Below are 25,835 nucleotides of genomic sequence, written 5' to 3' on the forward strand. Positions count from 1 at the left end.
CTCCATGGCGGCGCTGATCAGGGCGGTTCCGGGTTCGGCCAGTGTCTGCAGCCGGCTGGCAAGGTTGACGGTGTCGCCCCACAGGTCATAGCCGAACCGCGACTCGCCGATCACCCCGGCCAGCACCGGCCCGCAATGCAGGCCGACCCTGATTTGCAGCCGCTCATCCTGTGCCGCGTCGAGTTCCGCTGCGTGGGCCAGCATGTCCAGTGCCAGCCCCGCCGCCGCGCCTGCGGCGTCCGGGTGCGTCTGGGGCACGCCGCCAGCCACCATATAGGCGTCACCGATGGTCTTGATCTTTTCCAGCCCGTGCCGGTCCACCAGCCCGTCAAACGTGTTGAACAGATCGTCCAGCGCCGAAACCACCGCTTCGGGCGTCTTCCGCGCCGCCAGTTCGGTAAAGCCCACGACATCGGCAAACAGAACCACCGCATTTGGCACGGTATCGGCGATGCGTTCCTCGCCGCGCTCCATCCGGGCCACGATGCTGCCCGGCAGGATGCGGGTCAGCAGGTCGAAATAGCGCGACTTCTGGCGCTCGATCTCGCGCTCGCCGAGAAATTCGTGCCGCCGCAGCATGTTCAGCTGGTGCACGGCAAAGCCGCCGACCAGAAGCACCACCAGATACTGGAAATAGATCGTCACCAGACTGCCGAAGGCCAGATCCCGAGCCAGCGTGAAGCTGAGTGCAAAGACAAGGGTGCAGACCGATCCGATCGCGACGGCGGTGGTGAAGCTCAGCGGCAGGATGAAGAACAGAAACATCTGGATGATCACAAAGCCCGAGAGGTATTCGTCGGGGGTATCGGCGATCAGGTTGAGGAAAGCATAGCACAGCGTCGCGGTGCCGATGGCGATCCATGCCAGTATCGCGGGCCGTTGCCGGAACGCGCTGACATAGGTCATCGCATAGATGGAACCTGCGCCGGGGAGTGCCACGATCAGGCGGATCAGTACCGCCATGCCGGCCTTTTCCGGGATGACGGCCCAGTCGAGCAGGGCAAAGATCAGGCTGGCGGCCCCGGCCAGAACCGCCGACAGCCGGTATCGTTTCAGATCGCGCTCGCGTCGGGCCTCCTGAAACCGGCGCTCCAGATCCGGGTCGGCAAGCCGGGCGGTCAGCTTGTCGATGTCTGGCAGGTCGGGTCCGGTTCTTCGTGACATGGTGCCGGCAATCGTGCCGGGCAAAGGCTTGCCGATCAAGGGCCGGTTTTCCCGCGTCGGGGCGGTCTTGGGCGTTGTTCCGGAGGGCAAACCCGGATAAATGCACCGAACCGGCCAATATGAAAGAGACCCATGATCCCGACCGACACGATCCGCGGCAGACTGACACCCAACCGGGCGCTGTCCGACCTGACCTGGTTGCGTGTGGGCGGGCCTGCCGACTGGCTGTTTCAGCCCGCCGACATTGAGGATCTGCAGGAGTTTCTGCGCCTTTTGCCCGCGGATGTGGCCGTGTTCCCGATGGGTGTGGGATCGAACCTGATCGTTCGTGACGGCGGTCTGCGCGCGGTGGTGATCCGGCTGGGGCGGGGCTTTAACGGCATATCGGTCGAGGGCAATACAGTTGCCGCCGGGGCGGCCGCGCTGGACGCGCATGTGGCACGCAGGGCGGCGGATGCGGGTGTCGATCTGACGTTTCTGCGCACCATTCCCGGCTCGATCGGCGGCGCGGTGCGGATGAACGCGGGCTGCTATGGCAGCTATGTGGCCGATGTGTTTCGGAGCGCGACCGTGGTGACGCGCGGCGGCGAGATTGCTGAACTGACCGCAGCCGAGCTGAACTTTCGCTATCGCCAGTCCGACCTGCCGGAAGGCGCGGTGCTGGTGTCCGCGACATTGCAAGGCCCCTCGGGCGATCCGGATGAATTGCACGCCCGCATGGACGCGCAACTGCAAAAGCGCGACGAAACCCAGCCCACCAGGGATCGCAGCGCCGGGTCCACGTTTCGCAACCCGGCCGGGTTTTCCTCGACCGGGCGGGAGGATGACGTGCACGACCTCAAGGCGTGGAAAGTGATCGACGATGCCGGTTTGCGCGGCGCCCGAAAGGGCGGGGCGCAGATGAGCGAGAAGCATCCCAATTTCCTGATCAACACCGGTGACGCAACCGCCGCAGACCTCGAAGGTCTGGGCGAAGAGGTGCGAAAAAAGGTTTACGAAACAAGCGGCATCACGCTAGAGTGGGAAATCATGCGGATCGGTGATCCGCTTAAAGAATAAGAGCCGAACCCGCCGACCAGAACAGGCAAAACAAGGCGGCGGATCAAAGGCATAACACAGCAGCACGGGCCATCGAATAAGGTCCGGGGACATTGAGGCGCACGAACGTGGGTAGGTCGAGCAGGACAAGCCCCAAAGTGGCGGTATTGATGGGTGGACCTTCGAAGGAACGCGAGGTCTCGCTCAGCAGCGGGCGCGAATGCGCTGCCGCCCTCAGGGGAGAAGGCTTTGAGGTGGTCGAACTGGACGCTGGTCCCGACCTTTATGCGCGCCTTCAGGAGATCAGGCTGGACGTGGCGTTCAACGCCCTGCATGGACGCTGGGGCGAGGATGGTTGTGTGCAGGGGCTGCTGGAATGGCTGCGCATCCCCTATACCCATTCCGGGGTTCTGGCCTCGGCGCTGGCGATGGACAAGCAGCGCAGCAAGGAGGCGTTCCGCGTCGCGGGCCTGCCGATTGCCGACAGCGTGATCGTGCCGAAATCGGCGGTGATGGCCGATCATGTCATGGACGCGCCTTACGTGGTCAAGCCGAACAACGAGGGTTCCAGCGTCGGAATATATCTGGTGTTCGACGGTGCAAACTCGCCGCCGAAACTGTCGGAGGACATGCCCGATCAGCTGATGGTCGAAAAATATGTGGCGGGCCGCGAACTGACCGTATCGGTGATGGATGGCCGCGCGCTGACCGTGACCGAGATACTGACCGACGGCTGGTACGATTACGACGCCAAATACAAGCCCGGCGGCTCGCGCCATGTGCTGCCGGCTGACATCCCGTCCGAGATTTTCGATCTGTGCATGGACCATGCCCTGCGCGCCCATGAGGTTCTGGGCTGCAAGGGTGTCAGCCGCACCGACTTTCGCTGGGATGACAGCAAGGGCCGGGACGGACTGTTTCTGCTGGAAACCAACACCCAGCCGGGCATGACGCCGACCTCGCTGGTGCCCGAGCAGGGCCAGCATTGCGGCATGAGTTTCGGCGAGCTGTGCGCCTGGATGGTGGAGGATGCCTCATGCGACCGGTAATTCCTCATCGCGAGCTTGTGGCCTATCGGGAAAAGCCACTGACCGCCGGGGATGCCGCATTCGAGGCGGCGGGCACGCCCGAGGGCCGCGCCAAGCCCCGGTTCCGGCTGCGGTTGCCTGGCCGGTCGGGCCGCAAGGCCGATCCGGCCCCGTCACGGCTGAGCTTTCGCTTTCAGCGCTGGATGCTGACCCCCGGCATACGGTTGGGGTTGCGCATGGGCATCCCTTTCACCGTCGTGTTCGTGGCCGGAACCGCGTTTTTCGCCGATGACCAGCGCCGCGCCGCAGTACATGGTTTTGTTGCCGATCTGCGCACCTCGTTCGAGGAGCGCCCCGAGTTCATGGTCAACCTGATGGCCATTGATGGGGCGGGCACGAACCTGGCCGAGGATATCCGCGAGGTGGTGCCGCTGGATTTCCCGATCAGTTCCTTTGACCTGGATGCGGACCAGATCCGCGAGACTATCGCCGGGCTTGACCCGGTCAAGTCGGTGAGCGTTCTGATCCGGCCTGGCGGTATCCTGCAGGTGGACGTGGTCGAGCGCGAACCGATGGTGGTCTGGCGCACCCGCGAAGGGATCGAGCTGCTGGACGAAACCGGCGCGCATGTGGACAACATCGCCGCGCGGACCGACCGCTCTGACCTGCCGGTGATTGCCGGCGATGGCGCGGATGCCCATGTCGGCGAGGCGCTGGCGCTGATGCGTACGGCGCAGGCGCTGGGCGACCGGGTGCGCGGGCTGGTGCGCGTGGGCGAGCGGCGTTGGGATCTGATCCTCGACCGTAACCAGCGCATCATGCTGCCGACCGAGCGCCCGGTGCAGGCGCTGGAACGGGTGCTTGCGGTCAGCGAGGTGCAGGATCTGCTGGAGCGCGACGTGGCGGCGGTGGACATGCGTCTGGGATCGCGGCCAACCATAAGAATGAACGAAACCGCCAGCGCAGAATGGTGGAATACGGAAGTAACGGTAAAGAGCGGGCAATAGCATGATGATGACGGATCTGTATCAGTCACAACGGGCCATGCGGCAGATGCGGCGGCAGGCGATGCAACGGGGCGTGGTGGCCATTCTGGACGTGGGCAGTTCCAAGATAGCCTGCCTGGTGTTGCGTTTCGACGGGGCTGGAAAGCTGAGCGAGGACAATTCCATCGGTTCGATGGCGGGCCAGACCGGGTTCCGGGTGATCGGCGCCGCGACGACCCGTTCGCGTGGGGTGCAGTTCGGCGAGGTCACCGCTATGCAGGAGACCGAACGCGCCATCCGTACCGCCGTGCAGGCGGCACAGAAGATGGCCGAGATCCGCGTCGACCATGTCATCGCCTGTTTTTCGGGGGCCAATCCCCGGTCTTACGGGCTGGACGCGCAGATCGATCTGGAAACGCAGATGGTCAGCGAGGCGGACATCGGGCGTGTCCTGAGCGCCTGTGACGTGCCGGAATACGGGGCAGGGCGCGAGGTGCTGCACGCCCAGCCGGTGAACTTTGCGCTCGACAACCGTTCGGGCCTGATCGACCCGCGCGGCCAGCTGGGTCAGACGCTGGCGGTGGACATGCATATGCTGACCGTCGACGCCTCGGCGATCTACAACCTTGTCCAGTGCATCAAGCGCTGCGATCTGGAACTGGCGGGGATCGCCAATTCGGCCTATGTCTCGGGCGTCTCGGCGCTGGTCGAGGACGAGCAGGAACTTGGCGCGGCCTGTATCGACATGGGCGGCGGCACCACCAGCGTGTCGATCTTCCTCAGGAAACACATGATCTATGCCGATTGCGTGCGCATGGGCGGCGATCACGTCACCGGCGACATTTCGATGGGGCTGGGCATCCCGGCCTCGGTTGCCGAGCGGATCAAGACAGTCAATGGTGGCGTGCATGCAACCGGCGCCGACGACCGTGACCTGATCGACATCGGCGGCGATACCGGCGACTGGGAACACGACCGTCGCACCGTCAGCCGGGCGGAACTGATCGGCATCATGCGCCCAAGGGTCGAGGAAATCCTCGAAGAGGTGCGCATGCGCCTTGATGCCGCCGGATTCGAACACCTGCCCAGCCAGCAGATCGTGCTGACCGGCGGCGCCAGCCAGGTCACCGGCCTTGACGGGCTGGCCAGCCGCATCCTTGGTCAGCGCGTGCGCCTGGGTCGCCCGCTGCGGGTTCACGGCCTGCCGCAATCGGCCACCGGTTCGGGGTTTTCCTCGGCCGTGGGGCTCAGCCTGTTTGCGGCGCACCCGCAGGATGAATGGTGGGATTTCGAAGTGCCGTCGGATACGTTCAACACCCGCCCGTTCAAGCGGGCGGTGCGCTGGTTCAAGGACAACTGGTAGTCTGAACGCGCGCTCAGCCCGGCCAGGCAAAGGACCGGGCCGAGCGCATCATCGCGTCGATGGCGGGCGGGAACCTGCGCCCCGGCACCGTGACCATCGCGATCTCGCGGCTTACCTCGGGCTCGGACAGCGGGCGCTGGATGAGGCCGGGCAGGGTTACCGAATATTCCGGCATGAAGGCAAAGCCGATCCCTGCCAGAACCATCGCCTGCACCCAATCCTCGCGTTCCGACCGGAAGCGGGCATAAAGTTCGATACCGTTCTGTTCGCAGACCTCCGTTACCATTTCCCGCAATTCGCAGGCCAGGCGATCGACATAGTCCTGCCCCGAGAGATCGGCGAGGGTGACCGCATTGCGCGCCCTCAGCGAATGGTCGGGGGGCAGGACCACCACGTAGCGCTCGGAATAGAGCGGGTGCACCCGGAACCGGTCGCGGACGTCGTCGGTCACGGTCATCACGACGGCGTCGAGCTCGTCATCGGCCAGCAGCCGTGACAGTTCGGGGGCCGGGGCCTCGCGCACCGCCATTTCCATGCCCGGATGGTTGCGCTTGAACTCGGCCAGGAACCGTGCCAGCCGCACATGGCCGACCGTCGCCATCACGCCCAGCCGGATCGGCGCCTTGTCCAGCAGGCGGAAATTCTGCGCCAGCATCCGGGTGGCTTCGGTTTCCTCCAGGATATGCTCCAGATGCGGCAGCATCGACCGCCCGAACTCGCTCAGCAGGATACGCCGCCCTTCGCGATGGAACACCGCCGCGCCCAGTTCCTGTTCAAGCGCCTTGATGCCCTTGGTCAGGGCGGGTTGCGACACGTCGCATTCTTCGGCGGCCTTGGTGAAATTCAATGTACGCGCCGCCGACAGCACGTACCGGACCTGAGACATTTCCATGTGACCTGACCCCCCTTGCGACCCCTTCATCAAAGGATACCGCAAAATGCCCAAACCGTCAGTTATCAATCCATAACGTGGGGCCGGTGGTCGATGACGGGTGGCGGTGTTTCAATGGTCGCATCAACCGCAACACCGGACGGGAGGAAACTGACATGTCGGTATTCATGGTGGAACGCAGTCTCAAGGGGATCAGCATGGAGGATCTGGCCGGCGCACAAAAGGCGGCGATCAGCACGGCGGAATCCATGCGCGGGCAGGGGGAGCAGATCAACTATATCCGCACCACCTTTGCGCCCGAGGATGGCCGCTGCATGTGCCTGTTCGAGGGCCAGAACGCCGACCAGGTAAAGCGCCTGAACGACACCGCGGGCCTGCCCTATGACAAGATCGTGCAGGCGCTCGATCTGACCCCGTAATTCCGACCGGGGCGCGCGGCGATTTCTTTGCGCCGCGCCCCTATTTGTCCGGTGACAGCCGAAGATCACCATGTTACATATCACATGAGCGCCCGCAAAAGAGGCGCCGCAGAGGGTCGGGCAGGCCCGCGAACATGAAAAGAGATCGCTGATTCCCGTAATGTCGCATTGCGGGCTAAACTTTTTGTTGTGCCGCGTGTGCACCTTCCCCCCATATTTGCGCAAATTGGCGAAATGCCGCGTGTTGAGATGCTGAATCTTCCATATTTTGTGGCAGATTTGCGTTTTTGGCGTGACGTTTGGAAATTGCATATGTAGGATTGGCTGTGGATAGGTCAGAAAAATCCCGCGTTTTGCGGGCAAAAAATACAGGCGGACAGAGCATGACATTGAATCTTTCGATGCCCGGGCAAGAAGAACTGAAGCCACGGATTACGGTTTTCGGCGTCGGCGGCGCTGGCGGCAATGCCGTCAACAACATGATTGAAAAACAGCTTGAAGGCGTCGATTTCGTTGTCGCCAACACCGACGCACAGGCGCTGCAGCAAAGCCAGTCGTCGGCGCGCGTGCAGCTGGGCGTCAAGGTGACCGAAGGGCTGGGCGCGGGCGCGCGTCCCTCTGTCGGCGCGGCGGCGGCCGAGGAAAGCATCGAGCAGATCGTCGATCATCTGGCCGGGGCGCATATGTGTTTCATCACCGCTGGCATGGGCGGCGGCACCGGCACCGGCGCGGCCCCGATCATCGCACAGGCTGCGCGTGAGCTGGGCGTGCTGACCGTCGGTGTGGTGACCAAGCCCTTCCAGTTCGAAGGCGCCAAGCGCATGCGTCAGGCCGAGGACGGCGTCGAGGCGCTGCAGCAGGTGGTCGATACTCTGATCATCATCCCGAACCAGAACCTGTTCCGCCTCGCCAACGAAAAGACCACGTTCACCGAGGCCTTCTCGATGGCCGATGACGTGCTGTACCAGGGCGTCAAGGGCGTGACCGACCTGATGGTGCGTCCGGGCCTGATCAACCTCGACTTTGCCGACGTCCGCGCGGTGATGGACGAGATGGGCAAGGCGATGATGGGCACCGGCGAAGCCGATGGCGAAGACCGCGCTGTTCAGGCCGCCGAAAAGGCCATCGCCAACCCGCTGCTGGACGAAATCAGCCTGCGTGGCGCCAAGGGCGTGCTGATCAACATCACCGGCAGCCACGATCTGACGCTGTTCGAGCTGGACGAGGCCGCGAACCGCATCCGCGAGGAAGTAGACCCGGATGCCAACATCATCGTCGGCTCGACGCTGGACCCGGCCATGGAAGGCACCATGCGCGTGTCGGTCGTTGCCACCGGTATCGACGCATCCGACGTGCATGCGGAAGTTCCCGTCGCCCGCCGCCGGTCGATGTCGGCCCCGCTGACGCAGAAGACCTCTGCCGAGGAAAAGGCACCGGTTGCGGCTGAACCCGCGCCTATTGCCGCCGAAACCCGGCCCGAGCCTGTGGCCGAGCGCGAACCTTCGCTGTTCGAGGCATCCGAGCCCGAAGAAGAGACCCACATCGCCTCCGGCTTTGACGACGAACCCGAAACGATGGAAGACGACGGCCTGCCGCCGCCCGCCTATCAGCCCAGGGTTCCGGAATTCGAACCGCAGGTCGACAGACACGAAGAAGCGGCCGAGTCCTTTGTCGCGCCGCGCGCTCCGGCACCGGGAACGCCGTCTCCGGAAGCGTTGCAGCGGCTTCAGGCCGCGGTCAAGAAAGTGCCGTCGTCGCAACAGCGCCGCCCCATGGTCGACCCCGTGCAGGCAAAGCCCGAAGTGCCCCACGAAAAGTCGCGCTTTGGCTTCAACAAGCTGATCGACCGGATGACCGGACACGCTGCCGACACGCCGTCGCAGCCGGTGCGCCACCAGCCGCCCGTGCGCCATCGTGACGCTACGGCACCCGCGCATGACGAGGCGGATCCCGAGCAGGAGCGCATCGAAATCCCCGCCTTCCTGCGGCGTCAGGCCAACTGAAAGCGGTAACAAATTAAGTATCCGGGGTCGCCGCTGGGCGGCCCCTTTTCTTTGCGATTCAGATGGTTATATCGCTGTGAGCAGGGTTCTGCCGATCTGTTACACACTTGTTTCATTCGGTTACAAAGAGTGAATTGTACGTAACTGCCCGGTCCCTTAACTGATTTGCCAACACAGCCCCTTGAGGTTGGACACGGCTCGCAGAGGCATATCTTGCAAAATACGCTCAAATCTCCGGTCACGTTCAAAGGCGTCGGCCTGCATGGCGGCCAGCCTGCCACGATGGTCCTGCGCCCGGCGGCTGCCGGTCACGGCATCTGGTTCAAACGCACCGATATTGAGCTTGGCAATGCGATGATCCCGGCCTCGTACGACGTGGTCGAGCGCACGCCGCTTTGCACCCGTCTGGTGAACGAGGCCGGTGCCTCGGTTTCGACGGTCGAGCATATCATGGCGGCGTTGGCCGGATGTGGTGTTCACAACGCGCTGATCGAAATCGACGGCCCCGAAGTGCCGATCATGGATGGCTCGTCCCTCGACTTCGTGCGCGGGATCATGGCGCGCGGCGTGCGTCAGCAGGCCAGCCCGGTTCTGGCCTTCGAGGTGCTCAAGCCAGTGACCGCGCAGCGCGAAGGCGCGCAGGCCACCCTGCTGCCCGCCGACGGGCTGACGATCGAGTTCCACATCGATTTCGAGGACGAGGCCATCGGCCGTCAGACCAAGACGCTTGATATGCGCAACGGATCATTCGCGCGCGAACTCAGCGATTGCCGCACGTTCTGCCGCCGCTCGGATGTCGAAGCGATGCGTGCCAACGGCCTGGCGCTGGGCGGCACGCTGGACAACGCGGTTGTGGTTCAGGGTGCCGAAGTGCTGACCCCGGGCGGCTTTCGCCACGCGGACGAGGCGGTGCGCCACAAGATGCTGGATGCGCTGGGTGACCTTTACCTCGCGGGGGGGCCGATTCTGGGCCACTACATCGGTGACAAGTCCGGTCACACGATGACCAACACGCTTTTGCGCAAGCTTTTCGAGACGCCGGGCGCGGTACGCCCCGTGCTGTGCACGCCCGAACAGGCCGCACGCCTGCCGGGACAGGGACTTGTCTGGGCGGAAATCCCCGAAGTCGCCTGACACCCAATCTTGATCGCGGCAAATCAGCGAAGGCGTTGATAAGGCGTTTTGCACCGGAATTTTATGTGCTAGACCGAAGCCCGATCAGGGGTGAACCCAGCGACAGTAGAAGGCAAGGATGGGCGGTATGGTTGGCAGCAAAGCGGCAGTCAGGCTTGCGGGTGCGATTCTTCTGACGGTTGCTCTGGCGTCATGCAGCGGGTTCGCCCGGCGGTCGGCAGACCGCACGCAGAATCTTGAAGGCTATACACCGGAACAGATCTTCGCCCGTGGCGAATACGAGCTGGCGCAAAGCCGCGAGGACGATGCGGCGTGGTATTTCTCGGAGATCGAGCGGCTTTATCCCTATTCGGACTGGGCGCGGCGGGCATTGATCATGCAGGCCTTTTCGTATCATTCCGACAAGAACTATGAGGAAAGCCGCGCCGCCGCGCAGCGTTACATCGATTTCTACCCGGCGGACGAGGACGCGGCCTATGCCCAGTATCTGCTGGCGCTCAGCTATTACGACCAGATCGACGAGGTGGGCCGTGATCAGGGCCTGACCTTCCAGGCGCTGCAGGCGCTGCGCACGGTGATCGAGGTCTATCCCGACAGTGAATACGCCACCTCGGCGATCCTGAAGTTCGACCTGGCCTTTGACCATCTGGCCGGCAAGGAGATGGAGATCGGGCGGTTCTACCTGCGCAAGGAACATTACACCGCCGCGATCAACCGCTTCCGCGTCGTGGTCGAGGATTTCCAGACCACCACCCACACCGCCGAGGCGCTGCACCGCCTCGTCGAGGCCTACCTGTCATTGGGGCTGGTGGACGAGGCGCAATCCGCAGGCGCGATCCTGGGCTACAACTACCAATCCAGCGAATGGTACGAGAGCAGCTACAAGCTGCTGACCTCGCGCGGGCTGAAACTCAAAGCGAGTGGCAACAACTGGCTCAGCCAGATCTACCGCCAGTCGATCAAGGGACAATGGTTGTAAGCGTCATGCCGACGGGTCTGGGAGACTAGGGCCGATGCTGCGGGCGCTTGATATTCGCGACATGCTTATCATCGACCGGCTTGAGATGTCCTTTCAGCCGGGCCTCAACGTACTGACCGGCGAGACCGGGGCGGGCAAATCCATCCTGCTTGATTCGCTTGGGTTCGTTCTGGGCTGGCGCGGGCGCGCCGAGCTGGTCCGGCAGGGCGCGGAACAGGGCGAGGTCGTGGCCGAGTTCGATTTGGCCGAGGGCCACCCGGCCCTTGCTGTGCTGGCCGAGGCAGGCATCCCGGCGGGGGAGGCGCTGATCCTGCGTCGGGTCAACACGGCGGACGGGCGCAAGACCGCCTGGGTCAACGACCGCCGCTGCTCGGGCGACGTGTTGCGGGCGCTGTCGGAAACGCTGATCGAACTGCATGGGCAACACGACGACCGGGGTTTGCTGAACCCGCGTGGTCATCGCGCGATGCTCGACACGTTTGCCGGTCTGGACGCCGATCTCGGCGCCGTACGCGGCGCGTGGGCGGCCCTGTCGCGCGCCCGCAAGGCGCTGGAGGAAACCGAGGCGGCGGTGAATGCCGTCCGCGCCGAGGAAGATTTCCTGCGTCATGCCGTGGGCGAGCTGGACAAGCTGGACCCGCAACCGGGCGAGGATGCCGAGCTGGACGCCCGGCGCCGGATGATGCAGGGCGCCGAACGTATCCGCGACGACGTGGCCCGCGCCTTTGACCTTTTGGGCGGCGATGGCGCCGAAGGCGCGATGGGCGACGCATTGCGCTGGCTCGAAGGCGTGTCGGACAAGGCGGGAGGTCAGCTGGAACAGCCGATCGCCGCCCTTGGCCGCGCCCTGATCGAGTTGGGCGAGGCGCAGGACGGTGTCGGCGCGTGCCTTGAGGCGCTGGATTTCGATCCTACCGAACTGGAACGGGTCGAGGAACGTCTGTTTGCGATCCGCGCGCTGGCCCGCAAGCACGATATTGCCCCCGACGATCTGGGCGGGTTTGCCGAAACGCTGCGGGCGCGGCTGAACCAGCTTGAGGCCGGCGATGCCGCACTGTCGGATCGCCGCGCGGCGCTGATGGCGGCGCAACGCGCCTATGACACCGCCGCCCGCGCCCTGACCGCCGCCCGCGCCGAGGCCGCGGGGCGTCTTGACCAGGCGGTGATGGCCGAACTTGCGCCGCTCAAGATGGAACGCGCGGTGTTCCGGACCGACATGACCGAGGCCGAGCCGGGCCCCGAGGGCCGCGATATGGTGGCCTTTACCGTGGCCACCAACCCCGGCGCGCCTGCCGGGCCGCTCAACAAGATCGCCTCGGGCGGCGAACTCAGCCGGTTCCTGCTGGCGCTCAAGGTTTGCCTGTCCGGCGATGACAGCGCCCGCACCATGATCTTTGACGAGATCGACCGGGGCGTCGGCGGTGCCACCGCCGATGCCGTCGGGCGCAGGCTGGCGTCACTGGCGCAGGACGGGCAGGTGCTGGTCGTCACCCATTCACCGCAGGTCGCGGCGCGTGCCGCGCATCACTGGCGGGTGCAGAAACAGGTCGAGGATGGCCAGACCCTGTCGACCGTGCTGCGGCTGGACCCGGACGAGCGGGTGGACGAGATCGCCCGCATGGTCGCGGGCGACACTATCACCGACGAGGCGCGCGCGGCTGCCCGCGCCTTGCTGCATGCCTGATCCGCGACCCTGCCGCAACGCGCGGGCCATAGTGTCGTGAACCGTCTTTTCTGTTGGGCTCTCGTGGCTTACTAAGGGATATCCGACGAACCGAGGGACGCGATGACACAGTCCACCCGCACCGTGTTGCGCAATCAGATTCAACAGGCCCTCGCCGCGATCAAGGATGCTTGGCGCGTGTTGCGCCGGCGCGGGCCCAGCCAGATCCAGTTCTGGTTCATCGCCCTTATGATCGGCATCGCCGCTGGCTTTGCCGCGCTGTTCTTTCGCAAGGGCATCGCCGCGCTGCAGGCCAATCTGTACGGAACCGACAACGTGCAATATCTGCACAGTTTCGCGGAAAAGCTACCGTGGTACTGGATTCTGATCATCCCGATCATCGGCGGTCTCGTGGTTGGCCTGATCCTGAATCATTTCACCGATGACGGGCGGGTGCGCTCGGTCGCCGACGTGATCGAAGGCTCGGCGCTGACCGATGGGCGGGTGGAAACCCGCGCCGGGATCGCGTCGATGGTGGCCTCGCTGATCACGCTCAGTTCCGGCGGCTCGTCGGGCCGCGAAGGCCCTGTGGTGCACATGGCGGGTGTGATCTCGACCTGGGTCAGCGACCGGATACATGCCGACGGCATTACCGGGCGCGACCTGTTGGGCTGCGCCGTGGCGGCGGCGGTTTCGGCCAGCTTCAACGCCCCCATCGCGGGCGCGCTGTTCGCGCTTGAGGTGGTGCTGCGCCATTTTGCCGTTCACGCCTTTGCCCCGATCGTCATCGCCGCTGTCGCGGGGACAGTGATCAACCGGCTGGAATATGGCGACGTGACCGAGTTCGTTCTGGACACGCCCGGTTCGCTGCAATTCTACGTCGAACTGCCCGCCTTTTTGCTGCTGGGGCTGATCTGCGGGTTGGTGTCGCTGCTGCTGATGCGCTCGATCTTCTTTGCCGAGGATATCGGTACCCACATCCAGAACCGCCTGTCGCTGCCGCGCTGGCTGCGTCCGGCGGTGTCGGGCGCAATGCTGGGCCTGATCGCCATCTGGTTTCCGCATATCATCGGCGTGGGCTATGAAACGACGATCCTTGCGCTGAGTGGCAAGCTGGCCCTGACCACGGCCATCGTGTTCGCGGTGGTCAAGACCGTGGCGCTGGCCATCACCATGGGCGGGCGCATGGGCGGCGGCGTATTTTCCCCGTCGCTGATGATCGGGGCGCTGACCGGGCTGGCATTCGGACATATCGCCACCGGGTTTCTGCCCGCCGTGTCGGGCACCGATGCGCTTTACGCCTTTGCGGGCATGGGTGCGGTTGCGGCGGCGGTGCTGGGCGCGCCGATCTCGACAACCCTGATCGTGTTCGAACTGACCGGTGACTGGCAGATCGGTCTTGCGGTGATGGTGTCGATCTCGATGTCCACCGCGCTGGCCTCGCGGCTGGTGGACCGGTCCTTTTTCCTGACCCAGCTGGAACGGCGCGACGTTCATCTGGCCGCAGGTCCGCAAGCCTATCTGCTGGCGATGCTGCGCGCGGGCGCGGTGATGCGCCCGCTGGGCGATCCGCGCGCGCTGAGCGCCGGGGAGTGCCGTGAACTGGCCGCTCAGGGCCTTTGCATCAGCGCCAGCTCGACGCTTGAGGCCGCGATGCCCTTCTTCGACCGTGACGACGTGGATTGCATTCCGGTGGTGATCCGCGAGGAGGACGGCACCGAAACACCGGTTGGCGTGCTTTATCACATTGACGCGCTCAAGGCCTATAACCGCGCCCTGGCCGCCACCGCGGCCGAGGAGCATTCGTGATCGGTCAGAGCTGCTCCACCTTCACCGAGTCGCTGAGAACGAAGGCCACGTGATCCTTGATCTCGGCCACGGGCGCGTCCGGGTTTTCATAGCTCCATGCCGCGTCATTGGTGACGGACGACATGTTGACGATATGAAAATAGGTCGCCTCGCCCTTGTGCTCGCAACTGGCGACCTTTTCGGACCGGTCCAGAAATGCCATCGCGATGTCGGCGCGGGGAAAATAGATGACAGGCGGCAGATCACCTTCGCTCAGCTCCAGCGCATTGGTCGTCTCGCCCAGGATTGCTCCGCCCGAACGTACGCTCCATTTACCGGGAGCCTTCCGAATCTTGATGTGATCAGTCATTCCTGTTCCTTCCGTATACGTATCAGAGCCTCGTTCGTGCCCTTTTCCTGTGACATGCAGATGTCAGATCGTTGAGGTCGCGGCATCCAACCACAGCCGCGCCTGTGCGCCAAGCCTCGGGCCGACCCTTTCCGCAACGTCGCGATGATAGGCGTTGAGCCAGGCCCGTTCATCCGCGCTCAACATATCCACCACAATCAGCCGCCGGTCAATCGGGACATAGGTCAGTGTGCGCCAGTGCAGCATGGCGCGTTCGGCATCGCCGCCGGGCAGGGTGGGGGCCTCTTCCACCACGACGAGGTTCTCGATCCGGATGCCGAATGCTCCCTCGCGGTAATATCCCGGCTCGTTCGACAGGATCATTCCCGGCTCCAGCGGCACGTGGCTGAGGCGCGACAGGCGCTGCGGCCCTTCATGCACGCTCAGATAGGTGCCGACGCCATGCCCGACCCCGTGGTTGAAATCCTGTCCCGCCAGCCACAGCGGTGCGCGCGCCACGCATTCGATATCCCGCCCGGCCAGCCCGACGGGCCAGCGCAGCATCGACATGGCGATCATGCCTTTCAGCACGCGCGTGAAACAGGCTTTTTCGTCGTCCCCAACCTCGCCGATGGCAATGGTGCGGGTGATGTCGGTGGTGCCGTCCAGATACTGTCCGCCGCTGTCCAGCACCAGAAGGTGGCCGTTTTCCAGCACGCTGTCGGTGTCCTCGGTCACCCGATAATGCATGATCGCGCCATTGGGGCCGGTGCCAGCGATGGTGTCGAACGAGATTTCCTGCAACGCATTGTCCTTGCGGCGGCAACTTTCCAGCCGGGTGACCACCTGCGTCTCGCGCAGGGTTCCGGGCGCCTGGCCATCCAGCCAGCACAGCAGTTCCACCACTGCCGCCGCATCGCGCAGATGTGCCTCGGCAGTTCCGGCGATCTCGGCGGCGTTCTTGCGTGCCTTGGGCAGGGCGCAGGGGTCGCCGCCATCGACCAGCCGGTCGCCCAGTGTATCCGCCACGATCTGCGGCACCGTGCCCATGTCCACCTGCACCGGCCCAGCCAGGGCCTTGACCGCGGGCAGGAACCCGTCGGGATCGTGTACCGAAACCTGCGGCCCCAGATGCCCGCGCACCTCGCCGAGCTTTTCTGCCGCCATGAACAGGTCAACCCGGCCATCGCCGTGCAGAATGGCAAAGCCATGCGCCACCGGGTTGCGCGGAATGTCCGAGCCGCGAATGTTCAGCAGCCACATGATCGAATCGGGCAGGGTGATCACCGCAGCCTTGCGCCCCGCCGTGGTCATATCCCCGGCCAGACGGGCGATCTTGCTCTCAGAGCTTTCGCCGGCGAATTCGATCGGATGCGCCTTGACCGGGTTCATTGGCGGGGCGGGCTGATCGGGCCAGACCCGGTCCACCAGGTTTTCGCAGCGCACCAGTTCGATACCTGTGCCGTCCAGGTCCGCCAGCGCGCCCTTGATCTGACTCGCCGCATGCAGCCACGGATCGAACCCCACGCGCCCGCCATCCGGCAGCTTTTCCTTCAGCCATTGGGTCAGGCTGACGTCCGGCCACGGCACCGGGGTAAACGCCGCTGCGACCTGCGCCTTGACCTGTGTGCGATAGCGCCCGTCCACGAATACGCCCGCCACGCCCCTCAGGGCGGCACAGAACCCGGCCGAGCCGGTGAACCCGGTCAACCAGGCCAGCCGGTCGTCATGGGCCGCCACATATTCCCCCTGATGGGCGTCCGCACGCGGGATCAGGAAGCCGTCCAGCCCGTGCTGTTCGATCTGCCCGCGCAGCGCGGCCAGCCGCGGCGGCCCCTGTTCCGGGCGGGCGGTCACTTCGAATGTCTGGAACATGGAGGCCTCGTTCGTCACTTGTCTTCGGCCGAAAGGTGCGGCGCGACGCGGGGAAAGTCCAGTCGCAAAGCCGTGCGCTCATTCGGCAAAAAAGCCGAGCAGCGCCCCAAGGTATTCATCCCACACCGCGTTGCCCGGCATCGGTATGTGGTTTGCGGTTTCCAGAACCATCAGCTCGGCATCGGGGATGCCTGCCGCAAGTTTCTGAGCCTCGGACAGGGGGTGAACATTGTCGTGCCGCGCGTGGATGATCAGCGTCGGGCAGCGGACCTGGGGCAGAAGCGGCAGCAGCGACTCGCGGTGAATGGCGTCGCGCACCTTAAGGATCGTCTGTTGTGAACTTGCACCGATCATGTTGCGCGCCATGTCGTGTACGGCGTCCAGCGGCCCTTCGGGGAAATAGCTGAGCATCATGGCGGAAACGAAGCTGATCTCAGGCGCGCTCCACCCTTCGGCAGCCAGCGCGCGCAGCGCGTCCGAACTCAGTTCCGGCGACCGCCGCCCGCGCCCTTCGGCATAGCCGCCGACGATGACAAGGCGGCGCACGCGGTCGGGGTGTTTCACGGCAACACGCACCGCCGACAAGGCACCGCCGGATTCCGAAAACAGTCCAAAACGCTCGAACCCGGCGGCGTCTGCCGCGGTTATCATGTTCTCGGCCAGAGCGTCGAACGAGAATTCCTCAAGCGCGCGATCCGACCGGCCAAACCCGATGGGATCGAAACGCAACAGCGTGTGATGCGCGCCAATTGCCTCGAACAGCGCGCGCTCGGATGGTGTGTTCCACTCGGCCTCGATGTCCGTCGTGTTGTATCCGCCGCGCACCAAAAGCGGCCCCGATCCGGTCACGGCATAGGCAAGCGATTTCCCCTCGGGCGTCTGCGTGTACCGGATGCGTTGCACCGATGCCGGTGCGGGCATGTCCTGCCCGACCTCGGCAACAGGGGCTACCCATTTGAGCCCCCGCCGGGCAACCGTGGCGATCACCCGTTGCGACTTGCCGTCATCGCCCACGGCCTTGCGGGCGGCGGCAATGCGGGCGCTGATGGCGAGTCGGACACGATCCGGCCATGCCAGACCTCTTCGACGATCTCGTCCCGGCTGACCAGCCGCCCGGCGTTGCGCAGCAGCAGATGCAACAGGTCGAACACCTGTGGTTCCACCGCAACCGGCGCGCCGTCGCACAGCAACAGGTGCTCCCTGGCGTCCAGAACATAGGTGTCGAAACCGTACCGCATGTCGAGATAACACCCGTCTTTTGCCGATCCGGCAAGGTGTTACCGCAAAAACAGGGGTTTCTAAGGGAAATCCAAGGACCGTCTTCAAGCGGCAGGGGGGCGAGGTGCGCCATCCTGACAGCATCACTATTGGAGGACCCCGACCATGATGGCGCCGTTTGACACCGCATTGCTTCGCCACACCGCCGACAGGCACCAGCCCCCTTCGCGCACCGAACGCGTCGCAGCCAGACAAGCCGAAGAGGCGGTCAATGAAAAACGCCGCACCTTGTGGAACAGTGTGCGGCGTCATCTCGACTGGTGGGCGGGGCGGATCAGCTCGCCTTCCTGATCCCCATCACCCGCGCCCGCGCGCGCGGGTCGCTGTCGAACAGGGCCGCCAGTTGTTCCGTCATCGCGCCGGCCAGCTGTTCGACATCGGTGATCGTCACCGCGCGGTCGTAATAGCGGGTCACGTCATGGCCGATCCCGATGGCCAGCAGCTCGACCATCTTGCGCTTTTCCACCATGGCGATCACGTCGCGCAGGTGCTTTTCCAGATAGTTGGCGGGGTTCACGCTGAGCGTTGAATCATCGACCGGGGCGCCATCCGAAATCACCATCAGAATCTTGCGCTGCTCCCGCCGCGCGATCATCCGGCGATGCGCCCATTCCAGCGCCTCGCCGTCGATGTTTTCCTTCAGCAGGCCCTCTTTCATCATCAGGCCCAGATTGGGTCGCGCCCGCCGCCACGGGGCATCGGCGCCCTTATAGATGATGTGGCGCAGGTCGTTCAGACGGCCGGGTTGCTGCGGGCGGCCATCGTTCAGCCACGCCTCGCGCGCCTGTCCGCCTTTCCACGCCCGCGTGGTAAAGCCCAGAATCTCGACCTTCACATTGCAACGCTCCAGCGTCCGCGCCAGAACATCGGCACAGATCGCGGCGATCGAGATCGGACGCCCCCGCATCGACCCGGAATTGTCCAGCAGCAGCGTCACCACCGTGTCCCGGAACTCGGTATCCTTCTCGACCTTGAAACTCAGCGGTGTGGTGGGGTTTGCCACAACACGCGCCAGACGGCCCGCATCCAGAATGCCTTCCTCGCGGTCGAATTCCCAACTGCGGTTCTGCTGCGCCTGCAACCGGCGCTGCAACTTGTTGGCAAGGCGCGAAACCGCCCCTTTCAAAGGCTCAAGCTGCTGGTCCAGATAGGCGCGCAGCCGTTCCAGTTCTGCGGGCTCGGCCAGATCTTCGGCCGCGATCTCTTCGTCATGGGTGTCGAGGTAGATCTTGTAATCCGGATCGGCCTCGGAGGCGGGCGGCGGGGCAGGAGGTTCCTGCGGCGCTTCGCCCTCGGGCATCTCGATCTCGTCGCCCATGTCGTCTTCGGCCATCTCGTCCATCGAGACCTGGGCCTGAGACTGATCCTGCTGTTCTTCCTGGGCCTGTTCGGGGTCGGCGTCGGCGTCCTGATCCTCCTGGTCGTCCTGACCGGTGCTGTCGGGATCGGGCTGTTCGTCGGCGTCGTCCTCGGCCTGATCATCCTGATCCTCGTCCAGTTCGTCCGGGTCGTCGCCCAGCTGGTCGCCATAGCCCAGATCCTTGATCACCTGCCGCGCGAACCTGGCGAACTCGGCCTGATCCGAGAGGATATCGTCAAGGTTTTCCAGCGTTCCGCCGGCCTGTTCCTCGATGAAGCCGCGCCACAGGTTCATCACGTTCTCGGCGGCGGGCGGCAGGTCGCGCCCCGTGGCCAGATGCCGGATCAGATAGCCCGCGGCCACCGGCAGCGGCGCCTCGGCGGGTTGCTTGCACTGGTCATAGCCACGCCGGATCGCCTCGTGGCTGATCTTGACGTCGATGTTCGACGCGGTGCCCGGCATGTCGCGCGCGCCCATCGCCTCGCAGCGGGCAACCTCCATCGCCTCATAGAGATCCCGCGCCATGTCGCCCGGAGGGGCATAGCGGTTGTGCGTGGCATCGTCGTGATAGCGGCGCTGCAAGGCCAGCGCATCCGCCGTGCCGCGTGCCAGCAGCACCTCTTCGCGGCTCATCCTGCGCGAAACCTGCGGCAGCCGCATCGACTCGCCCGACAGCCCCGAGGGATCGACCGTGTATGACACGTTCAATTCCGGATCGTGGGCCATCACCTTGGTGGCTTCGGCCAGCGCCTTCTTGAACGGATCGGCGGGGTTGTCGTTTGGTTTTTTCATCAATCGGCCCCTGCCTGTTCAAGCGTCATTTCACCGGTCGCCAGCCGCGCCAGCACATCCACATGCACATCCAGCGCATCCACCACAGTATACCCCGGTTCCTGCCCGTCAAAGGCCAGATTCAGATCGGTGCCCGCCAGCACAATTGCGTCGGCGTCAAGATCGTTGACCATGCGGCGGCCTGCATCCAGAAACAGGGCGCGGTCGGACGCTGAACATACCCCTGCAATCGCCATGTCCTGATAGGTCTGCCCCAGCGTGTCGATCTCGTCTTCCAATGCGACCGCGCCGGTCTGCGCAAGCTGTCCATAGAGTTTCGTTCGCATCACAACCCGCGTACCCAGCAATCCGACGGTTCCAAACCCTTGCGAGGCGAAATAGGCGTCCAAAGGTTTGACCGCCGATATCAAGGGCAATGAGGACAGTGCCACCGTCTCGTCATAGCAGAAATGCCCGCCCAGAGATGTGATCGCTGCGCAGTCGGCGCCCGCCGCTTTCAGCCGGTCGATCAGGCCCGCATAGATCCGCGCCTGCGTGTTCCGGTCATCGGCCAGATTGGTTCGCACCAGATCCTGCACATCCGCATGAACGATGGTCAGCGCCAGCCGCTTGCCCTGCGCGGCCACAGCGGCAGTCAGCCGCTGATAATAGACCACCGTCGCCGCAACTCCGATCCCGCCTATCAAGCCGATATGCACGGCCGACGTCATGTCACCCCAGGCTCGCGCTCGCGGCGCTTTCCGGCAGTTCCTCGTCAAAGCAGCGCTGATAGAATTCGGCCACGGTCTGGCGTTCCAGTTCGTCGCATTTGTTCAGGAAGCTCAGGCGGAAGGCATAGCCCACGTCGCGGAAGATCTCGGCGTTCTGCGCCCAGTTGATCACCGTCCGCGGGCTCATCACCGTGGACAGATCGCCATTCATGAACGCCGTCCGGGTCAGGTCGGCGACGGTCACCATCTGGCTGACGGTCTTGCGCCCTGTAGCGGTGTTGTAATGCGGCGCCTTCGACAGCACGATCATCGTCTCGGCGTCGTGGCTGAGGTAGTTCAGCGTCGAGACCAGCGACCAGCGGTCCATCTGCGCCTGGTTGATCTGCTGCACCCCGTGATAAAGACCGGTGGTATCGCCCAGACCCACGGTGTTGGCGGTGGCAAACAGGCGGAAATACTTGTGCGGGGTGATGATCTCGTTCTGGTCCAGCAGGGTCAGCTTGCCGTCATGTTCCAGCACGCGCTGGATCACGAACATCACGTCGGCACGGCCCGCGTCGTATTCATCGAACACGATGGCGACCGGGTTGCGCAGCGCCCAGGGCAGGATGCCCTCGTGGAATTCGGTCACCTGCTTGCCGTCGCGCAGCTTGATCGCGTCCTTGCCGATCAGGTCGATCCGGCTGATATGGCTGTCAAGGTTGACGCGCACCGCAGGCCAGTTCAGCCGCGCCGCGACCTGTTCGATATGGGTCGATTTGCCGGTGCCGTGATAGCCCTGGATCATAACCCGGCGATTATGGGCAAAGCCGGCCAGGATCGCCAGCGTGGTTTCCGGGTCGAACTTGTAGGTGTGGTCCATCGCCGGCACCCGGTCCGAGGCTTCGGAAAATCCCTTGACCATCATGTCGGTGTCGATGCCGAACACGTCACGGACCGAGATCTCTTCGGTGGGTTTTGCGTTGATGTCGATCGATCCGTCAGCCATGCGCCTCGTCCTTATCCTGTGCCCCGCCTGGCGGGTTTGAGCCCGTGTGTGGTGCAACATATTGCGGACAAGGGCAAGGGAAAGGCGCGCGGTCCGGCGACTGATACGGCGTTTCTTTCCAAACTGGCCTTACCGATGATCGCGCCAATGCCCGGCGGCGGTTTTCCGCGGGGGCAGCATGGTCCGGCCAAGTCTTGTTTGAAGTCAACTTGTTCCAAGCTATTCTGAAATTCAGATACGTCCTGAACGCAGGAGAAATCAACATGGCGCTGGATATTTTCGGCCCAACTTCGATCTCGATCGGATCGACCACGAATACCACCAGCGCGCAATATACCGCGTCAAAATTCGGGGCGGCGTGGAGCGTCGACGTTCTGGATGCCGGGGGGCTGTCGCCCTCGGATTACACGGTCACGATCTCCAGCACCGGGTTGCTGACCGTCACGCTGGAACCCGGCATTTTTGTCGATCCCGACGCCACCTTTACGCTGCTAGTGAACGCGACGACCGGGCCGGGAGTGGGCAACAACGGCTCTCTGATCGTCACGGTCGCGCTGCCGGATGGTATCGTGCCCTGCTTTGTGGCTGGAACTTTGCTGGAAACCGCCGCAGGGCCGGTCCCGGTCGAAGACATTACCGCCGGCGACCAACTCCGGCTTGCGGATGGCGGGCTGGCCGCTGTCACCTGGGTGGGGCAACGCACATTGCATCCCGACCAGCTTTGCGCCCTGCCGCGTCTGTGCCCGGTGCGGATCAGCCGCGACGCGCTTGGCCCTGGCTTGCCGACCCATGATCTGTTGGTCTCGCCCCAACACCGCATCGTGCTGGAAGGATGGCGCGCACAGCTTCATTTCGGCGCGGATCAGGTTTTTGCCGCCGCCATTCATCTGGTCGATGACAGCCGCATCCGACAGATCATGCCCGATGGCCCCGTCACCTATGTCCACGTGGCCTGCGCCCGGCACGAGGTGGTTCTGTCCCACGGCCTCAAGACCGAAACCCTGTTTCCCGGCGATGCGGCCCTGATGGCGCTGGACCGGGCCGACGTGGCCGAGTTGAAAGACCTGTTTCCCGAAGTGTCGGGCCACGATCCGGCGCGCCTGCCGGTGACGCGCCTGCCCTGCCTGAAGCGGTACGAGGCAAGTGTTTTCAGGGCTATGGGCTGACTGACCGGCACACCGAGAACCATATGGCTTTTCCGGTAGCGGACGGCAGGTTGGATTGAGCGGCGCCGACCCTAGCTGTGCAACCGCTTGTAATCCTGCGGCGTGCATCCCATCCGGCGTTTGAAGAACCGGGTGAAATCGCCGGGATTGCCGTAACCCGTTTCATAAGCGACATCGGTGACGTTGTATTCCGGCACGGCAAGCATCCTGCGTGCGATGTCCAGACGGGCATGTGACAGCAGGTCCGAATGGCTCGTCCCGAACGCGGCCAGTTTCCGTCGATAGCTGCGTTCGCTCATTCCAAAGGCAGCGGCAACGCGGCGCGCCGAGATGTCGACAGGCGATGAGGCCAGGAACTTGGTGATGCAGGCTTTCAGCGCCTGCTCCGGCTGTCGCGCCTCGGGTGTTCCGTGCCCTGCGACCGGGGCTGACAAGGTCACGTCGGCGCGGATGATCGTGCCAAGATCGAAGGCCAGACCGAAATGGTCGGTATCCGGTTCCACGGGCAGGTCTTTCAGGTTCTCCGGCAGGTCACCCGAGCGCAGGGCGATTGGCAGCCGAAGCGCAACCGGCTGCAGGCCCGGCGCAAGGATGCGTCGCGCCCCTGACAGCATGATGCTCAGGTTATATTGCAGCACCGACCACCGGTCGGACCATTCGGTCGCGGATGTGGTGCGCAGCACCCAGACCTGCTGGCCGCGGATTTCGCAGGAAAAACGGGCGCCAGTTATGAAGCCGTTGAAGACCCGCGTCATGGCCTCAAGCGCTTCCCGGTTGGTGATGCCGGTGGGCAAAGGAACACCCGCCACGGAATGGGTCTGCGCGCGCTCTGTCGGGTCCATGGAAAGACTGTCGAACAGGAAATTGTTCTGCCCGTTCTCCCGTTGTACCAATTCCAGAAAAAGCTCGGTCGCGTGCAGGGGGACATACCCATGAGGTTCGTCCACGATGTTTCCCGGAAGCCCGGCCCGCTCGGCCAGCCGTTCCAGTTTGCTGCTTGGCATGTCCGCCGCACCGAATACCGGGCGCAGGGCAGGGGCAAATACGAGATCGAGACGGATCATACCGCTTCTCCTGTCCCGTTTTCTGAAAACGTCAATTCACTGATCGATAGATTGCCGCTGAACTCTTTTTGGCCGGAAATGCTAAGCATCTTCCTGCAAACATCTTAATATTACAATGAATTATTTCAACGACGATCTGGGGGAGTATAATATGACTGCTTTCAAGACATTAAGGCGGCTGAAGGCGACGGCATCTGCCGCGATGATTTGCGCGGGCATGTTCACCGCGACCGTGTCGGCGGCGCAGGACAAGCCGATGAACTTTCTGATCATCTGGGGGGATGACGTCGGGTACTGGAACATCAGCGCCTACAATCAGGGCATGATGGGCTATGAGACCCCCAACATCGACCGCATCGCCAGCGAAGGCATGCTGTTCACCCACGCATACGGCGAACAGTCCTGCACCGCCGGGCGCGCCAGTTTCGTCACCGGCCAGTCGGGTTTCCGCACCGGTCTGCTCAAGGTCGGCCTGCCCGGCGCCAAAGAAGGGATGAGCGAGAAGGACCCGACCATCGCCGAATACATGCGGTCCAAGGGCTACATGACCGGCCAGTACGGCAAGAACCACCTTGGCGATCTGGACGAGCATCTGCCGACCAACCACGGCTTTGACGAGTTTTTCGGCAATCTCTATCACCTGAACGCCGAGGAAGAGCCGGAGAATGCCGACTATCCCAAGAACCCCGAGTTCAAGGAAAGATTCGGCCCGCGCGGGGTGATCCGTTCGAATGTCGACGGCACGGTCGAGGATACCGGGCCACTGACCCGCAAGCGGATGGAAACCATCGACGAGGAAGTCACCGCCGGGGCGCTCGATTTCATTGACCGCGCGGTCAGCGAGGATAAGCCGTTCTTCCTGTGGTACAACACCACCCGGATGCATATCTTCACCCACCTCAAGGAAGAAAGCCGAGGCGTCACCGGGCTGGGCATCTATCCCGACGGCATGGTCGAACATGACGGCATGGTCGGCGAGATGCTCGACAAGCTCGACGAACTGGGCATCGCCGACAATACCGTGGTGATGTATTCCACCGACAACGGGGCCGAAGTGTTCAGCTGGCCCGATGGCGGCACCACGCCGTTCCGCAACGAGAAGAACTCGAACTGGGATGGCGGCTTCCGCGTGCCGATGATCATCAAGTGGCCGGGCGTGATCGAGCCGGGGCGCAAGTCGAACACGATCATCAGCCACCTCGACTGGTTCCCGACTTTCATGTCGGCGCTGGGCGATGCGGACATGAAGGAAAAGATGCTGACCGAAGCCCCCTTTGGCGAGGGCAACGAGCCGGTGCATCTGGACGGGTACGACTTCATGCCGTATTTCCGCGGCGAAGCCGACAAGGGGCCGCGGCGCGAGTTCTTCTATTTCTCCGACGGCGGCGACCTGATGAACCTGCGCTATGACCAGTGGAAAGTGGTCTTTGCCGAACAGCGCGCCGAAAGCTTCGATGTCTGGCAGGATCCGCTGACCCCCTTGCGGTTGCCCAAGGTGTTCAACATGTTCTCGGATCCGTTCGAAAAGGCCGACCACGAGGCGATCAACTATCCGCAATGGCGGCTGGAACGGGCCTATCTTCTGGTTCCCGCCCAGGCCTTTGTGGCGCAGTTCCTTGGCACGTTCGAGAAATACCCACCGCGCCAGAAACCCGCGAGCTTCTCGATCGACCAGGTTCTGGAAACCCTGCAGACCAATCAGGGCGGCTGAAACGGCCAAAAACCCCACCACTCACAGAAGGGCGCCCCGACCGGGCGTCCTTTTTTCGACCCCGCGAGGTTCCGTTGCAGGGCGC

At 63.8% G+C, this 25,835-nt stretch carries 23 protein-coding genes; 13 read left to right on the plus strand and 10 right to left on the minus strand.

Annotation, left to right across the window (positions count from 1 at the left end; all coding sequences use genetic code 11):
• Window positions 1-1,164, minus strand: a 1,164-nt coding sequence (locus AC2FMY_RS16980; protein WP_496807756.1) for an adenylate/guanylate cyclase domain-containing protein, incomplete at its 3' end; no start/stop codon positions are given.
• 132 nt (window positions 1,165-1,296) lie between these two features.
• Here AC2FMY_RS16980 and murB point away from each other — a divergent pair.
• The 4 genes from murB (at window position 1,297) to ftsA (ending at window position 5,579) form a co-directional block, all read left to right on the plus strand.
• The gene (gene murB, locus AC2FMY_RS16985; RefSeq protein WP_496807757.1) at window positions 1,297-2,223 is read left to right on the plus strand and encodes a UDP-N-acetylmuramate dehydrogenase; all 927 of its coding nucleotides are present in this window, start codon (window positions 1,297-1,299) and stop codon (window positions 2,221-2,223) included.
• A 107-nt stretch (window positions 2,224-2,330) separates the two neighbouring features.
• Window positions 2,331-3,251: a D-alanine--D-alanine ligase gene (locus AC2FMY_RS16990; RefSeq protein ID WP_496807758.1), complete on the plus strand. Its 921-nt coding sequence runs from the start codon at window positions 2,331-2,333 to the stop codon at window positions 3,249-3,251.
• Window positions 3,239-4,237: a cell division protein FtsQ/DivIB gene (locus AC2FMY_RS16995; RefSeq protein WP_496807759.1), complete on the plus strand. Its 999-nt coding sequence runs from the start codon at window positions 3,239-3,241 to the stop codon at window positions 4,235-4,237. The genes AC2FMY_RS16990 and AC2FMY_RS16995 overlap by 13 nt, the downstream gene beginning before the upstream one ends.
• 7 nt (window positions 4,238-4,244) lie before the next feature.
• Entirely contained in the window at window positions 4,245-5,579 is a 1,335-nt protein-coding gene (gene ftsA, locus AC2FMY_RS17000) for a cell division protein FtsA (RefSeq protein ID WP_480749334.1), read from the plus strand.
• 13 nt (window positions 5,580-5,592) lie between these two features.
• On the opposite strand, the gene AC2FMY_RS17005 is transcribed toward ftsA, so the two are convergent.
• Window positions 5,593-6,471, minus strand: a complete 879-nt coding sequence (locus AC2FMY_RS17005; protein WP_480749166.1) for a LysR family transcriptional regulator — start codon at window positions 6,469-6,471, stop codon at window positions 5,593-5,595.
• 155 nt (window positions 6,472-6,626) lie between these two features.
• Between AC2FMY_RS17005 and AC2FMY_RS17010 the strand changes: the two genes are divergently transcribed.
• The 6 genes from AC2FMY_RS17010 (at window position 6,627) to AC2FMY_RS17035 (ending at window position 14,478) form a co-directional block, all read left to right on the plus strand.
• The gene (locus tag AC2FMY_RS17010; RefSeq protein WP_480749167.1) at window positions 6,627-6,890 is read left to right on the plus strand and encodes a DUF4242 domain-containing protein; all 264 of its coding nucleotides are present in this window, start codon (window positions 6,627-6,629) and stop codon (window positions 6,888-6,890) included.
• A 383-nt stretch (window positions 6,891-7,273) separates the two neighbouring features.
• Entirely contained in the window at window positions 7,274-8,893 is a 1,620-nt protein-coding gene (gene ftsZ / locus AC2FMY_RS17015) for a cell division protein FtsZ (protein WP_480749168.1), read from the plus strand.
• A 213-nt stretch (window positions 8,894-9,106) separates the two neighbouring features.
• The gene (gene lpxC, locus AC2FMY_RS17020) at window positions 9,107-10,027 is read left to right on the plus strand and encodes a UDP-3-O-acyl-N-acetylglucosamine deacetylase (protein WP_480749169.1); all 921 of its coding nucleotides are present in this window, start codon (window positions 9,107-9,109) and stop codon (window positions 10,025-10,027) included.
• A gap of 127 nt (window positions 10,028-10,154) precedes the next feature.
• Window positions 10,155-11,006 (plus strand): outer membrane protein assembly factor BamD, encoded by an 852-nt coding sequence (locus AC2FMY_RS17025; RefSeq protein WP_480749170.1) that lies wholly within the window; start codon window positions 10,155-10,157, stop codon window positions 11,004-11,006.
• 34 nt (window positions 11,007-11,040) lie between these two features.
• A complete protein-coding gene (gene recN, locus AC2FMY_RS17030) occupies window positions 11,041-12,690 on the plus strand; it encodes a DNA repair protein RecN (RefSeq protein ID WP_480749171.1) in 1,650 nt (549 codons plus the stop codon).
• Between the two features lie 102 nt (window positions 12,691-12,792).
• Complete coding sequence (locus AC2FMY_RS17035; RefSeq protein WP_480749172.1) at window positions 12,793-14,478, plus strand: chloride channel protein; 1,686 nt, start codon at window positions 12,793-12,795, stop codon at window positions 14,476-14,478.
• Window positions 14,479-14,482: 4 nt separating this feature from the next.
• Here AC2FMY_RS17035 and AC2FMY_RS17040 read toward each other — a convergent pair whose 3' ends face one another.
• The 4 genes from AC2FMY_RS17040 to AC2FMY_RS17055 form a co-directional block, all read right to left on the minus strand.
• Window positions 14,483-14,827, minus strand: coding sequence for a DUF427 domain-containing protein (locus AC2FMY_RS17040; RefSeq protein ID WP_496745429.1), 345 nt, complete (start codon window positions 14,825-14,827; stop codon window positions 14,483-14,485).
• A gap of 63 nt (window positions 14,828-14,890) precedes the next feature.
• Window positions 14,891-16,681 carry an aminopeptidase P family protein gene (locus tag AC2FMY_RS17045; protein WP_496807760.1) on the minus strand — a complete coding sequence of 597 codons (1,791 nt, stop codon included), beginning with the start codon at window positions 16,679-16,681 and terminating at the stop codon, window positions 14,891-14,893.
• Between the two features lie 78 nt (window positions 16,682-16,759).
• Window positions 16,760-17,695 (minus strand): alpha/beta fold hydrolase, encoded by a 936-nt coding sequence (locus tag AC2FMY_RS17050; protein ID WP_496807761.1) that lies wholly within the window; start codon window positions 17,693-17,695, stop codon window positions 16,760-16,762.
• Entirely contained in the window at window positions 17,665-17,919 is a 255-nt protein-coding gene (locus AC2FMY_RS17055; protein WP_496807762.1) for a winged helix-turn-helix domain-containing protein, read from the minus strand. Before AC2FMY_RS17055 ends, AC2FMY_RS17050 begins: the two co-directional genes overlap by 31 nt.
• A 148-nt stretch (window positions 17,920-18,067) precedes the next feature.
• Between AC2FMY_RS17055 and AC2FMY_RS17060 the strand changes: the two genes are divergently transcribed.
• A complete protein-coding gene (locus AC2FMY_RS17060; protein WP_496807763.1) occupies window positions 18,068-18,250 on the plus strand; it encodes a hypothetical protein in 183 nt (60 codons plus the stop codon).
• Here AC2FMY_RS17060 and cobT read toward each other — a convergent pair.
• The 3 genes from cobT to cobS are packed head-to-tail and all read right to left on the minus strand — an operon-like array spanning window position 18,234 to window position 21,809.
• A complete protein-coding gene (cobT, locus tag AC2FMY_RS17065; protein ID WP_496807764.1) occupies window positions 18,234-20,111 on the minus strand; it encodes a cobaltochelatase subunit CobT in 1,878 nt (625 codons plus the stop codon). The two genes, AC2FMY_RS17060 and cobT, sit on opposite strands and share 17 nt — an antisense overlap.
• Window positions 20,111-20,809 (minus strand): aspartate/glutamate racemase family protein, encoded by a 699-nt coding sequence (locus AC2FMY_RS17070; protein ID WP_496745465.1) that lies wholly within the window; start codon window positions 20,807-20,809, stop codon window positions 20,111-20,113. Before AC2FMY_RS17070 ends, cobT begins: the two co-directional genes overlap by 1 nt.
• A 13-nt stretch (window positions 20,810-20,822) precedes the next feature.
• Window positions 20,823-21,809 carry a cobaltochelatase subunit CobS gene (cobS, locus tag AC2FMY_RS17075; RefSeq protein WP_480749179.1) on the minus strand — a complete coding sequence of 329 codons (987 nt, stop codon included), beginning with the start codon at window positions 21,807-21,809 and terminating at the stop codon, window positions 20,823-20,825.
• Between the two features lie 263 nt (window positions 21,810-22,072).
• Between cobS and AC2FMY_RS17080 the strand changes: the two genes are divergently transcribed.
• The gene (locus AC2FMY_RS17080; protein ID WP_496807765.1) at window positions 22,073-22,975 is read left to right on the plus strand and encodes a Hint domain-containing protein; all 903 of its coding nucleotides are present in this window, start codon (window positions 22,073-22,075) and stop codon (window positions 22,973-22,975) included.
• A gap of 71 nt (window positions 22,976-23,046) precedes the next feature.
• On the opposite strand, the gene AC2FMY_RS17085 is transcribed toward AC2FMY_RS17080, so the two are convergent.
• Window positions 23,047-24,039: an AraC family transcriptional regulator gene (locus tag AC2FMY_RS17085; RefSeq protein WP_496807766.1), complete on the minus strand. Its 993-nt coding sequence runs from the start codon at window positions 24,037-24,039 to the stop codon at window positions 23,047-23,049.
• Between the two features lie 115 nt (window positions 24,040-24,154).
• Here AC2FMY_RS17085 and AC2FMY_RS17090 point away from each other — a divergent pair, with 115 nt between their 5' ends.
• Window positions 24,155-25,750, plus strand: a complete 1,596-nt coding sequence (locus AC2FMY_RS17090) for an arylsulfatase (protein ID WP_496807767.1) — start codon at window positions 24,155-24,157, stop codon at window positions 25,748-25,750.
• Window positions 25,751-25,835 lie beyond the last annotated feature (85 nt).

The sequence above is a fragment of the Ruegeria sp. YKSE079 genome, assembly GCF_059612845.1.

What these genes read in the sequence shown, in the direction of transcription:
- AC2FMY_RS17035 (WP_480749172.1), top strand. Translation starts at nt 12,793, where the DNA reads ATGACACAGTCCACCCGCACCGTGTTGCGCAATCAGATTCAACAGGCC.
- AC2FMY_RS17060 (WP_496807763.1), top strand. Translation starts at nt 18,068, where the DNA reads ATGGCGCCGTTTGACACCGCATTGCTTCGCCACACCGCCGACAGGCAC.
- AC2FMY_RS17085 (WP_496807766.1), bottom strand. Translation starts at nt 24,039, where the DNA reads ATGATCCGTCTCGATCTCGTATTTGCCCCTGCCCTGCGCCCGGTATTC.
- AC2FMY_RS17080 (WP_496807765.1), top strand. Translation starts at nt 22,073, where the DNA reads ATGGCGCTGGATATTTTCGGCCCAACTTCGATCTCGATCGGATCGACC.
- AC2FMY_RS17005 (WP_480749166.1), bottom strand. Translation starts at nt 6,471, where the DNA reads ATGGAAATGTCTCAGGTCCGGTACGTGCTGTCGGCGGCGCGTACATTG.
- AC2FMY_RS17040 (WP_496745429.1), bottom strand. Translation starts at nt 14,827, where the DNA reads ATGACTGATCACATCAAGATTCGGAAGGCTCCCGGTAAATGGAGCGTA.
- ftsA (WP_480749334.1), top strand. Translation starts at nt 4,245, where the DNA reads ATGACGGATCTGTATCAGTCACAACGGGCCATGCGGCAGATGCGGCGG.
- ftsZ (WP_480749168.1), top strand. Translation starts at nt 7,274, where the DNA reads ATGACATTGAATCTTTCGATGCCCGGGCAAGAAGAACTGAAGCCACGG.
- recN (WP_480749171.1), top strand. Translation starts at nt 11,041, where the DNA reads ATGCTGCGGGCGCTTGATATTCGCGACATGCTTATCATCGACCGGCTT.
- AC2FMY_RS17010 (WP_480749167.1), top strand. Translation starts at nt 6,627, where the DNA reads ATGTCGGTATTCATGGTGGAACGCAGTCTCAAGGGGATCAGCATGGAG.
- AC2FMY_RS17025 (WP_480749170.1), top strand. Translation starts at nt 10,155, where the DNA reads ATGGTTGGCAGCAAAGCGGCAGTCAGGCTTGCGGGTGCGATTCTTCTG.
- AC2FMY_RS17045 (WP_496807760.1), bottom strand. Translation starts at nt 16,681, where the DNA reads ATGTTCCAGACATTCGAAGTGACCGCCCGCCCGGAACAGGGGCCGCCG.
- murB (WP_496807757.1), top strand. Translation starts at nt 1,297, where the DNA reads ATGATCCCGACCGACACGATCCGCGGCAGACTGACACCCAACCGGGCG.
- cobT (WP_496807764.1), bottom strand. Translation starts at nt 20,111, where the DNA reads ATGAAAAAACCAAACGACAACCCCGCCGATCCGTTCAAGAAGGCGCTG.
- AC2FMY_RS17055 (WP_496807762.1), bottom strand. Translation starts at nt 17,919, where the DNA reads ATGCGGTACGGTTTCGACACCTATGTTCTGGACGCCAGGGAGCACCTG.
- AC2FMY_RS17090 (WP_496807767.1), top strand. Translation starts at nt 24,155, where the DNA reads ATGAATTATTTCAACGACGATCTGGGGGAGTATAATATGACTGCTTTC.
- AC2FMY_RS16995 (WP_496807759.1), top strand. Translation starts at nt 3,239, where the DNA reads ATGCGACCGGTAATTCCTCATCGCGAGCTTGTGGCCTATCGGGAAAAG.
- cobS (WP_480749179.1), bottom strand. Translation starts at nt 21,809, where the DNA reads ATGGCTGACGGATCGATCGACATCAACGCAAAACCCACCGAAGAGATC.